Consider the following 11288-nt stretch of genomic DNA (forward strand, 5'->3'; position numbering starts at 1 on the left):
TGAAAAAGACACAGCCCCCTGCCCCCTCGCCTGCAGAGCCCCCCGCCACGACCTACTATGTTGCAGTGGATGTACTCAATGTGCGCGCTTTGCCTAGCATTAAAGCTAGAGTAACAGAAAGACTCTTGCGTGGTAGAGAAGTGCATGTGCTAGAGATCAAAAGTGGTTGGGGGCGTGTCAAAAAGGGTTGGGTGTATTTGAAATTGATGAGTACCACGCGTGAGGAGTAGAGAGTTTGGGGTCTTTGGCAATCCTATTGCCCACTCCAAATCACCTGCCTTGCACAACAAGGCTTTTGTAGATTTCGCGCATGCGCTAGGTTTTAGGGGAGAGTATCGCACGATTTGCCTGCAAGAGGGCGCGCAGCTCAAAGCAGAGTTTATCAAATTGGGTTTAAGCGGGGCCAATATCACCGCACCTTTTAAAGAGATCGCTTATGAGTTGAGCGATGTGACTCGTGGCCAAGCCAAGGAGATCAAGGCTGTCAACACTTGGGTGTTAGAGGGGGAGGATTTGGTGGGCTATAATACAGACATAGAGGGGTTTTATGCGCCCCTTGTCCTGTTGCCAGTTCCTATTAAAAATGCATTAGTGATAGGGGCGGGGGGGAGTGCGCGTGCAGTGGTGCACAGCTTGCGCGCGCATGGGGTGCATGTGAGTGTTGCCAATCGCAGTGCGCAGAGATTAAAGGCCTTCCAAGCGCAGGGGTTGGCGTGCTTTCTTAGTGCAGAATTAAAACCAGAACCCTACGATTTAGTCGTCAACACCACCAGCGCTGGGATGGATGGGGTAAGTTTGCCCCTAGAGAGCGCACTACTCCATGCTTTACTTAATCAGGCCAGGATCGCCTACGATCTCATCTACAGCGTTGAAACCCCCTTTTTGCAAATGGCACAGGATTTGGGCGTGCATACCTTGGATGGGAGGGCGATGCTGATCGCGCAAGCAGCCCTGAGTTTTGGTCACTTTTGCGCGGGGCGCGTGCCCTACCTTGAGATTTTCCATAGTATGCAACAGGTTTCGTTCACTTGATGTACCATGGCGAATTTGTCAAGTACTTGGAGCACACAACTCCTAGGGTTGCACTGCTCTATGGCGAATATGTTTTCTACATTGAACACTATGTCCAAAAGATTTTAGATCGTTATGCACATGCCCAGCAACAACGCTTTTACTTTGGGGATTATGATCTCAAAAGTGTTTTAGAGGCTCTGAGTCAGGATTCCCTCTTTGGAGAGGGGGTTGTGGTGTGCTTGAAGTTGGATAAGAAATTGAATGCCAAAGAGTGTCACGCTTTGGTGGAAGCCATCATAGCACATCCTAGAAATGCGCTTATCATCGGATTTTATCCCGCCAAGAATAAGGGCGAATACCCCCAACACTGCAAGCAGTTTGGGGCTCAACTCGTGCATCCCAAACTCAAGGGGCAGATTGCGGAGGTGCGTTTTTTTACTCCCAGCACTTCTGAATTGATCACACTGTTACAGGAGAGAGCGCGCGCGCTGAGATTGCCAATTGACATGCAGGCCTTGTATTTATTGCTTGAGCTGCACAATAACGACTTAGGTATTATTGATCAGGAACTCCAAAAACTTGCCCTATCTGGTCGCCCTATACATGTGCAGGAGGTTCAACAAGAGGTCTATGGAATGGGTGCTGTTGGCACAGAGCAATTATTAGACTCGCTATTTGAGGGAGGAGTGGGGCGTTTTGCGATCTTTACGCGTCTGCAAGCAGAGGGTGTTGATGAGGTGGAGCTGGTACGTGCGTTGGCGCGTTATTTTTACCAACTATTTCTTTTTGCCAGTTATTTGAAAATCCATGGAAGCATTCGACCCAAGGAGATTTTGGGTTTTAACCCACCCCCAGCACTGGCATCGCAATTGAGCAAGCGCGTTGGACAGCTCAAAGCGACGCGCCCTATTTTTGAGCTTCTCAGAGAATGGCATGTGCAGTGCATGCAGGGCAACGCGCAGGCAGGTTGGCATTTCTTAATTAAAGTGCAAGATTACATTGGTTAGAATGCTCGGCCTGAACCTTGCTCTCTTGCATACGCAGGAGGGCGCAATCCAGAAGGAGATTTTTTGAAACATTACGAGACGATGTTCATCCTCAAACCTACGATGGTAGAAGAAGAGATTAAAAGTAAGCTTGCTTTCTACCAAGAGGTGATCTCAAAGCATGAGGGAGTTATAGAGGCAACTCTTGACATGGGAAGTAGGCAGCTAGCTTATGAGATCAAAAAGCAAAGGCGTGGCTATTACTTTGTCATCTACTTTAAGGCGCGCCCAGAGGTGGTCTTGGAACTGGAAAGATTGTATCGTATCAACGAGGATGTTTTGCGCTTCATCATCTTGAGGTATGAGAATAAGAAAGAGCAGAAAGCGTGGCAGACTTTGGTAGATCGGGCCTTGAAAAAACCCGGCTCAGAAATCAAACGCCCACGCCTCAAAGAACACCAGGACGCACAGCCCTCTAGCACACCTCCCACACCCCCTAGAGAGAGCGATGTACAATAGAGTTACGTTGGTAGGGCATCTGACACGCGATGTCGAATTGCGCCATATGCCCAGTGGAAGCGCGGTGGGTAAGGTGGGGATTGCCACTAACCATGTCTTCAAACGACAGGACGGAACCAAGGGGGAGGAGACTTGTTTTGTAGACATCGATCTGTGGGGGCGCACGGCTGAAATCGCTAGCCAATACTTACACAAGGGTTCTAAAGTCCTGATTGAGGGGCGCTTGCGTTTAGAAACTTGGAATGATCAGCATGGCAACAAGAAGAGTAAACACAGCGTTGTGGCCGAGAATTTGGTGATGTTGGATTCCAAACGCGATGCTCAAAGCGGGGGAGGATGGGATCAAGCTGCTCCCTATCAGGCAAAGAGTCTGAGCAACCCTGCACCTAGAAAAGAGCCCCAGAGTGTGCCAGAGATCGATATCAATGATGAAATGCCATTTTAAGAAAGGATGATGATGGAAAAGAAACGCTATTCTAAGCGCTATTGCAAATACACTGAGGCAAAGATCGAGTTCATCGACTACAAGGATTTAGAGCTTCTGCGTTATTCTCTCTCCGAACGCTACAAAATCATGCCTAGGCGTTTGACGGGTAATAGCAAAAAGTGGCAGGAGCGTGTAGAGGTGGCCATCAAGCGCGCGCGCCACATGGCTTTGATTCCCTATGTAGTGGATCGTAAAAAAGTCGTGGAAAATCCTTTCAGGGTTTAGCTCTCTGTGACTTTATGCGTGTAAATTTAGATTCTACAAAAAATAAGGAGTAAGCGATGGTAGGTAAGTTTAAGTGGGTCTTGGTGGCAGGTAGTTTGGTCGTGGCTTTGGGAATTGTCGGATGCGGCGAGCCTAAGTCTGGGGTGAGCAAGGAGAATAAGGAGTACTACAAGCAGACCAAGAGTGCCCCTGATTGGGTTGCTGGCGATCTCAACAATATCAAAGAAGACAAGGTGAAATATTCTGCTGTTTTCTTAGGACGGGGCGAGGAAGATATTGTGGATGGGGATGTGGACTATGCTACTGATTTAGCGGCAACTAAGGCACGCACAAGTCTAGCGACCAATCTCAAATCTGAGCTCATGAAAGATGTGCAAGAACAAGTCAGTCGAACTGGAAAATCCTTGGATAAAAATAGCAGCCGACAAATCAGTGAAAAGGTCGATCGCGTGCTCACAGCGACCAAGCAGTTTGCAAGATGGGTGGGCAAGGATCGCGTGTGGGTCTTAGTCGGACTGGATAAGGGCATCATCGCTAAAGTTAAGTCTGAGCTAGGTTTGCAAGAATAGATGTACAAAGTAGGGGCCTGGGGGGTTCTGGGCGCTTTACTATGGGGTTGTGGGGGTGCGCCCGGCTGGGTAAACCAGTGCGCCAAGCCAGCCAATATCCAGCAGGATAAGGTTGTTGCTTGCGGGGTAGCGGACATTTTGGATGATGATATCGAAAGTGCCACGAGTTTAGCAGGCACCAAGGCGCGTGATAAACTCGCAGATTTTGTATTGCAGACCCACAAACAGGAAAGTGGCGCAAAGAGGGTGCATGTAGAACTTCAGGGCACGGAATTACGGACAAAATGGGTCGCGCCTGATAAAGTATTCGTCTTGGTAGACATGGATGTCCAGATGAGCAAGCAGGCTCAGATCACGGAAGAGAAACCCGCACCCCAGACTTCCCTGCAGGATAAGGCTGTCCCTGAGAACAAAAAACCAACACAAGCAACACAAAAAAATATAAAAAAGGATTGATATGATTACAGGGGCGCGGAAGGGAAGTTTCAATAAATGTCTTTGGGCGTCGTGTGTGGCCGCGGGCCTGGTACTAGCAGGTTGTGGCGGGAATGTGAGCTATATCTCTAAGCAGGATCAGGAGTCTAAGAAGTACGCCACAGCGGGCCTAGATTACCAAGATATTGAAGATGCGGCTAAAACAGCTGTAGCTTCCATGCTGGCCAGCCCTGATGTGCAAGGTCTTAGCAAACCTCACTATGTCATCGCGGTATCCGACGTGCTGAACGATACCATGCAACATTTTGATACTCAACAGCTCACCCAGCTCGTGCTCCAAACTCTCAGGGAACATGTGCCCAGTAAGTTTTATGTGACTAAAGCGATCGCGGGGAGTGGAGGCAGCGAGGATGCGATGATCAAAAAAGCGCGTCAATTGCGCAATGATGAGGAATTCAATCAAGAGACAACGCAAGAAAAGGGCTCGCTCCAAGCTCCAGACCTCTCCTTGAGCGGTAAGGTGATCCAAAGAAATGCACGGGTGAGTTCCAGCAAACAACGCATTGATTATGTCTTTATTCTATCTTTAACGAGTATTAAAAACGGGCTGGAGGTGTGGAGTCGTGAATTTCCCATCTCTAAACTGGGAAGCAATAAATCGGTATCTTGGTAACCTATGTCTTTCTAGTGGAGCTCTTCTAAATTCACTTTGCAGCGCGTGGACGCGCCATTCAGAGAGGATAAGTCTTGCAGGCACCTTGCATTCATGTCGCTATCTTACAGCACGCCTATCAGGGGGATCGTCTAAGTACTTTAGAGCATACAGCACGCATGCTGGAGTGCTCCAAACAATTGCACCCGTCTTTGGACCTAGTGGTTTTGCCTGAATTGCATCCCTATGCGTATTTTTGCCAACACGAAAATCCCAGCTATTTTGCTCTAGCACAGCACTATCCAGAGGATATCCAGTTTTTAAGCCAACTGGCTCAAAAACACCGTGTTGTGATCGTGGGCTCATTATTTGAAAAGCGCATGGAGGGGGTGTTTTCCAACACAGCCGTTGTGTTTGAAAGAAATGGAGACATTGCAGGGATTCAACGCAAAATGCATATTCCCGATGATCCGCGTTTTTATGAGAAATTCTACTTCACGCCCGGAGATGACTTTGCTCCCATCCAAACGAGTGTAGGAAATTTGGGGGTGTTGGTATGTTGGGATCAATGGTACCCTGAAGCCGCGCGGATCATGGCGCTCAAACGGGCCGATATGCTCATTTATCCCAGCGCGATTGGGTGGTTTAACGATTCAAGCGAGAGTGCGCAGGACAAGGCTTTGCAAAGAGAGGCGTGGCGCGGTGTCCAGCGTGGGCACAGCATTGCCAATGTGATCCCTGTGATCACTTCTAATCGTGTAGGACTGGAGTTGGACCCCTCGGGGCACACACAAGGTCTTCAATTCTTCGGCTCAAGTTTTATTTACGGAGCCTTTGGCAAGGAGTTAGCTCTGGGCGGAGAGGAGGAAGAAATTGTTTACGCATGCCTTGATTTGGAGGAAAGTAGAGCAACGCGTTTGATGTGGCCCTTTTTCAGGGATCGCCGTATTGAAGCCTATGGAGCACTTTTAAAACGGGTGGTGGAGTGATGTTGTGGAGTAACCCGGCTGTAGTTTCTGTGGTGGTGATGGTGGCTTTGAGTTTGGCGCGCTTGAACATTTTGCTCGCCATCATTGCGGCCAGCTTGGTGGCTGGAGTGATGGGAGGATTGGGGATAGTGAAGACAACCCAAGTTATGATTGAAGGCATGCATGGCAATTTGGAAACGGCCTTGAGTTATATCCTCTTGGGCGCGCTGGCCGTCATGATTTCGAGCGGAAATCTCATCAAGGTCGTATTACACAAACTAGTTGGAATCATGGATAAAAAAGCCACTATTGTGTGTTTTCTGGTCGCTTTCATCGCCTGCTTTTCCCAAAATCTCATCCCTGTGCACATTGCCTTTATTCCCATTTTGATTCCTCCGCTTTTACATTTGATGAATCGCTTACAGCTAGACAGACGCGCCCTGGCATGTGCCCTAACTTTCGGGTTACAAACACCTTATATGACTATTCCTGCAGGATTTGGGCTTATTTTTCTCAACCTCATCGTGGAAAATCTCAATGCTAATGGCATCTCGACCACTCTCTCCCAGGTCGTAGGAGTGATGTCCATTGCTGGTTTGGCTATGCTAACGGGTCTAGTCGTGGCAGTGTTATTTCTCTATCGAAAACCTCGCATTTACAAGGATAGTCTGGAACTTCAAAGCGAACAAGCTCTCCAGTTGAGTTGGCGCGACTATTTAACTTTATTGGGGATTGTGCTCGCCTTTGTGGTGCAGTTGAGCACGGGGTCCCTGCCTCTAGGGGCTTTCATTGGTCTAATGGTCATGCTGGCTGGGCGTGTGGTTAAGTGGAAGGAAATGGACAAGGTGATTGATGAGGGGGTGAAAATGATGGGATTTGTAGCCTTTGTCATGCTCGTGGCCGCAGGTTTTGGAGAGGTGTTGCAAAAAACCCATGCCATTGCAGATTTAGTGCAAACAACCAGTAGTCTTGTTTCTAATAAGCTAGAAGGTGCATTGCTCATGCTAGGCATTGGGCTTTTTATCACCATTGGGATTGGCACTTCCTTTGGCACTGTGCCCATCATCGCTGCTTTTTACTGCCCATTGTGTGTGGCTTTGGGTTTTAGCACTTCTGCGACTATCCTCCTAGTGGGTATTGCAGCTGCACTAGGCGATGCAGGCTCGCCCGCTTCAGATAGCACCATCGGGCCCACCACGGGGCTCAATGCGGATGGACAACACAGCCATATCTATGATACTTGCTTACCTACCTTTTTAGTTTACAATATTCCCCTGATTGTCTTTGGCACGCTCGGGGCGTTGCTACTCTAGTTTCAGGGGTGTTTAAACTTATGGGGGTATAATAGGGGTTTTTGGGCGGAAGTGGCGAAATTGGTAGACGCACCAGACTTAGGATCTGACGCCGCGAGGCGTGGAGGTTCGATTCCTCTCTTCCGCACCACTCCCTTACTCACTAAAATACTTTACAGCTCCTTCAAAAATAGGCATAGAAAAGTCCCCTTTTACATTTTTATACAGCTGTGCACCCACTCGTTCGCTATGCCCCATTTTGCCAAAGATGCGCCCGCAGGGCGAAGTGATCCCCTCAATGCCACAGAGCGAACCATTGGGGTTAAAGGCTGTGTCTAAACTCACTTGTCCCTCTAAATTGACATATTGCGTGGCGATTTGATCGCGCTGGGCAAGTTCTATGAGAGTTTGTTGTGGGGCAAAAAAACGCCCTTCGCCATGCGAAATGGGCACAGCATAGATCGCCCCTTTTTGCGTGGCACTCAGCCAGGGCGAGGCATTGGAGATCACACGCACATGCACAATTTTACTCTGGTGGCGCAAAATGGCGTTAGGCAAAAGGGTGGGGTGGTGGGGTTTGGAGGGAGTGATGCGCCCAAAGGGGAGCAAACCCAATTTGAGCAAAGCTTGAAACCCATTGCAAATCCCTCCAATGAGTCCATCTCGATTTTCTAAAAATGCATTCAGTACCTCTTGTAACTTCATATTGGAGAAAAAGGCTTTGATCAACTTAGCCGCTCCATCGGGCTCATCAGCCCCGGAGAATCCTCCGGGTAAGAACAAAATCTGGGTGTTTGCAAGGGCTTTTTGCATTTGCGCGATGGCTTGCGCGCTATGGCGGGGAGTGAGATCGTTGATAACTAACATCTGCACCAACGCCCCCGCCCTTTCAAAAGCCCTTTGCGTGTCGTATTCGCAATTCGTGCCCGGAAAAATGGGGATGAGCACGCGGGGCTTGGCGATTTTAACGCGCGCAGGAGGAGAGTTTAGGGGACGCATGGTTTGGGGCAGGGTGCAGGGTGCAGGACCTGAAGCACGCGTGGGGTAGAGGGAATCTAAGGGTTCTCTTTGCAGATCACCAATAGAGATAGTATCTTTGCCCAGTCTAATATGCTCTTGCGCACTGGTGTGTCCTAATTTAAGTCCCTGCTCTAACTCCTGCACACTCTCTAGCACAAAGCCCCCATAACCGGGTGCAAAGAGGGTGTCTAAATGCAAATTCTCCTCTAATTCTACCCCGATGCGATTACCTAAACTCATGTGGATCAACGCTTGGGCCACCCCTTTAGCCCCCAGCGCATAGGCAGAGATCACGCGCTTTTGAGTAATATGCACATGCAAGCTTTCAAACAATGTGTCTAGCTGTGTTGGTAGATCATGCGTGTCTAAAGGAGCTTGAAGGAGATAGATAAAATGCCCGGGGGCTTTGAACTCTGGGCTAATTAAATGGGTGCTCTCTTGGGCACAAAAGGCAAAACTCACAAAGGTGGGGGGCACACTCAAATCCTCAAAACTCCCGCTCATCGAATCCTTGCCCCCAATGCAGGCAATATTAAGGCGTTGTTGGGCTAAGAGCGCGCCTAGTAACACCCCAACGGGTTTGCCCCATTTATGCGCGTCTGCGCCCAAAGACTCAAAATACTCCTGGAAACTCAAATAAATGTCATGGCATTGTGCCCCGCATGCCACTAGTTTACATACACTCTCAATCACGGCCAAGTACCCCCCTTTAATGGGGTCTTGATCACATGTGTAAGGGTCAAATCCAAAAGCCACTAGAGAACAAGTAGAGGTGTCTTCAAAGGGGATTTTATGCGCCATCACTTGGATGGGAGTGGCTTGGTAAATCCCTCCTAAGGGCATGAAAATGCTATTGCCTCCAATGGTGGAGTCAAATTGCTCTATCAAACCCCGTGGAGTGCTCTGATTTAAATCAGTAGCTAAGTGCTTAAAATCTTTTAAAAAATTGTAAGCGCGCTTGGGGGGCTTTGGAAAAGTTGGAATCTGGGCGCGCGCAAAGCGGGATGCGCCGTGGCTGTGGAGTAAAGCCATAGGAATACGCGCCACAAGCTCCTCTTGAAAATACATTTCTAAAGCTTGGCTTGTGGTGATTTGCGCGATGGGCGCACTCAATACCCCCTCACTCTCACAATAGGCTTGAAATGCCTCCAAGTCCTTAGCCTCAATCAGCATAGCCATACGCTCTTGAGATTCGCTCAAAGCCAAATCAAAGGGGCTTAAATTCTCGTATTTAGTGGGCATGGCATCCAAATTGATACGCACCCCACTAGGGGCTAGCTCAGGGATGGCTACACTCACCCCCCCCGCTCCAAAATCATTGCAACGCTTGATGAGCTGGCAAAATTTGGGATTGCGCATAAGTCGCTGAAGTTTGCGCTCCTGAAGGGCATCTCCCTTTTGCACTTGCGCGCCGCAAAGCTCTAAGGACTGGGTGTGGTGGGCTTGTGAAGACCCACTAGCCCCCCCCAAGCCATCACGCCCCGTGCGCCCACCCACTAAGACCACTACATCCCCACTCTTAGGCTCTAAAGAGCGCACATGATCTTGGGGCGCACAGCCCACCACCGCACCTAATTCTAAATGCTTGGCCTTGTAGCCGGGGTGATAGACCTCATGCACCAGCCCAGTAGCCACCCCGATTTGATTCCCATAGGCACTAAATCCCTCAGAGGCCCCTAGCGCAATTTTTCTTTGGGGGAGTTTGCCCGCTCTAGTTTGGGCGATGGGTTCAAGCGGGTTGGCACACCCAGAAATGCGAATCCCCGCATAGACAACCCCGCGCGCAGAGAGGGGGTCGCGAATCGCTCCCCCAATACAAGTAGAGGCCCCCCCGTAAGGTTCGATCTCTGTGGGATGGTTATGGGTTTCGTTCTTAAAAAAGAGGTAGTAGGGTTTTAGGCCCTGAGGGGTGTTGATTGTAATATCCAGCGTGCAGGCATTGTTCTCTGCACCCACTACCCACGCGCGCACCTGATTTTTAGCCTTAAGCGTTTTAGCCATGATCGTGGAGATATCCATTAAGCTAATGGGCTTGGTGTGGTTGAGTTCCTCGCGCATCGTCATGTATTGGGCTAAAATTTCTTGGGCTAGAGGATTTTGTGTGTTGATCTCTAACTCTGTATGAAAGGTGGTGTGGCGGCAGTGATCGGACCAAAAGGTGTCTAAGATTTTGAGTTCCAAGAAGTTCACAGAGGGGAGGTGCTTGGCAATCAGGTCTAAATCCGCACAAGAGAGGGCTAAATGGTGTTTGGCAAGAAAAGCTTCCTTGTTGGAGATAACGCTTAAGTCAAAGATTTCTTGGGCAGGGGGCGAAGGGGTGAGTGTGTACGCTCTTTGCAAAGGCAAAGCCACCTCGTGGTTTTCTAAGGGGTTGGTAAGATAAGCACGCACGCGCTTGAGCTCTTCTGGTTGGAGCTTGCCATAAAGCTTGTAGATCGTGGCGTGCTCGATTAAGGGAGTGGGGGTGCTGGGGTTAAGCATTTGCAAACAGGTCATAGCCGCATGGCTTCTGGGGCAAAATTGCCCCTTGAGGGTTTGGATTGCAAAAGACGCATTACAATCCCCAAGCTCCAAATCCTCCAAGAGATCGTCCACCTGGGGTTCGCTAAAGACAATAGTGCGCACACGCTCCAAGTCCTCAGGGGTCATATCATCTACTAAATAAGCGTTGATAACCACCACGCGCTCTAAACGGGGGAGGTTTAACACCTCGTGCAACTGGGCACAAAGGTGCTGGGCTACAAAGTCAAACCCTGCCTTTTTTTGTACATAGACAATCATACTTGTCCGATATCTTGGCGATAATAGCCATTTTTAAGAGAAATCTTGGCCATGCGCGCGTAGCTCAACGCACGCGCCTCTTGCAGGCTGGGGGCGGTGCTTGTGATGGAGAGCACGCGTCCGCTGGCATTGCACAGCCCCTCTTGGGTGCGCTTGACCCCTGCAAAGCAAATGTCTAAGTCTTGAGGATAGCCCAACGCATACCCGACCCCAAAATCTTGGGGATAGCCCTGTGAGGCCAGCACCACACAGCAGGCATGATCGGGGGCAAAGCGCACTTCTTGCGTGGCGAGCTCTTGTTTGGCGCAGGCTTGCATGATCTCTAGTAGATCGCCTTGGA

At 49.5% G+C, this 11288-nt stretch carries 13 protein-coding genes and 1 tRNA gene; 12 read left to right on the forward strand and 2 right to left on the reverse strand.

Annotated elements, in window-relative coordinates; translation table 11 throughout:
* From KCO92_RS06880 to KCO92_RS06935, 12 genes are all read left to right on the forward strand, one after another.
* On the forward strand, window positions 1-230 hold a 230-nt coding region (locus KCO92_RS06880; protein WP_210647478.1), incomplete at its 5' end, for an SH3 domain-containing protein.
* Window positions 220-1032: a shikimate dehydrogenase gene (locus KCO92_RS06885; protein ID WP_104695285.1), complete on the forward strand. Its 813-nt coding sequence runs from the start codon at window positions 220-222 to the stop codon at window positions 1030-1032. The genes KCO92_RS06880 and KCO92_RS06885, both read left to right, overlap by 11 nt.
* A complete protein-coding gene (holA, locus tag KCO92_RS06890; RefSeq protein ID WP_104695286.1) occupies window positions 1032-2021 on the forward strand; it encodes a DNA polymerase III subunit delta in 990 nt (329 codons plus the stop codon). The genes KCO92_RS06885 and holA overlap by 1 nt, the downstream gene beginning before the upstream one ends.
* A 63-nt stretch (window positions 2022-2084) precedes the next feature.
* A complete protein-coding gene (gene rpsF / locus KCO92_RS06895; protein ID WP_104695287.1) occupies window positions 2085-2519 on the forward strand; it encodes a 30S ribosomal protein S6 in 435 nt (144 codons plus the stop codon).
* Window positions 2509-2964: a single-stranded DNA-binding protein gene (ssb, locus tag KCO92_RS06900; RefSeq protein WP_104695288.1), complete on the forward strand. Its 456-nt coding sequence runs from the start codon at window positions 2509-2511 to the stop codon at window positions 2962-2964. The genes rpsF and ssb overlap by 11 nt, the downstream gene beginning before the upstream one ends.
* A 12-nt stretch (window positions 2965-2976) precedes the next feature.
* Entirely contained in the window at window positions 2977-3231 is a 255-nt protein-coding gene (gene rpsR, locus KCO92_RS06905) for a 30S ribosomal protein S18 (RefSeq protein ID WP_013469516.1), read from the forward strand.
* A 56-nt stretch (window positions 3232-3287) separates the two neighbouring features.
* Window positions 3288-3800, forward strand: coding sequence for an LPP20 family lipoprotein (locus tag KCO92_RS06910; RefSeq protein WP_104695289.1), 513 nt, complete (start codon window positions 3288-3290; stop codon window positions 3798-3800).
* The gene (locus KCO92_RS06915) at window positions 3801-4256 is read left to right on the forward strand and encodes a hypothetical protein (RefSeq protein ID WP_104695290.1); all 456 of its coding nucleotides are present in this window, start codon (window positions 3801-3803) and stop codon (window positions 4254-4256) included. It abuts the gene before it with no gap.
* A 1-nt stretch (window position 4257) separates the two neighbouring features.
* Window positions 4258-4908, forward strand: a complete 651-nt coding sequence (gene lpoB / locus KCO92_RS06920) for a penicillin-binding protein activator LpoB (protein WP_104695291.1) — start codon at window positions 4258-4260, stop codon at window positions 4906-4908.
* A 74-nt stretch (window positions 4909-4982) separates the two neighbouring features.
* Window positions 4983-5876: a nitrilase-related carbon-nitrogen hydrolase gene (locus KCO92_RS06925; protein ID WP_104695292.1), complete on the forward strand. Its 894-nt coding sequence runs from the start codon at window positions 4983-4985 to the stop codon at window positions 5874-5876.
* Window positions 5876-7168 carry a Na+/H+ antiporter family protein gene (locus tag KCO92_RS06930; protein ID WP_104695293.1) on the forward strand — a complete coding sequence of 431 codons (1293 nt, stop codon included), beginning with the start codon at window positions 5876-5878 and terminating at the stop codon, window positions 7166-7168. The genes KCO92_RS06925 and KCO92_RS06930 overlap by 1 nt, the downstream gene beginning before the upstream one ends.
* A 45-nt stretch (window positions 7169-7213) precedes the next feature.
* Window positions 7214-7298 (forward strand) — tRNA-Leu (locus KCO92_RS06935).
* Window positions 7299-7303: 5 nt separating this feature from the next.
* Here KCO92_RS06935 and KCO92_RS06940 read toward each other — a convergent pair.
* Both KCO92_RS06940 and KCO92_RS06945 read right to left on the reverse strand, forming a co-directional pair.
* A complete protein-coding gene (locus KCO92_RS06940; RefSeq protein ID WP_104695294.1) occupies window positions 7304-10948 on the reverse strand; it encodes a phosphoribosylformylglycinamidine synthase in 3645 nt (1214 codons plus the stop codon).
* On the reverse strand, window positions 10945-11288 hold a 344-nt coding region (locus KCO92_RS06945; RefSeq protein WP_281728042.1), incomplete at its 5' end, for a phosphoribosylglycinamide synthetase C domain-containing protein. The genes KCO92_RS06945 and KCO92_RS06940, both read right to left, overlap by 4 nt.

This window comes from Helicobacter salomonis, assembly GCF_017979425.1.
GTDB lineage: Bacteria > Campylobacterota > Campylobacteria > Campylobacterales > Helicobacteraceae > Helicobacter > Helicobacter salomonis.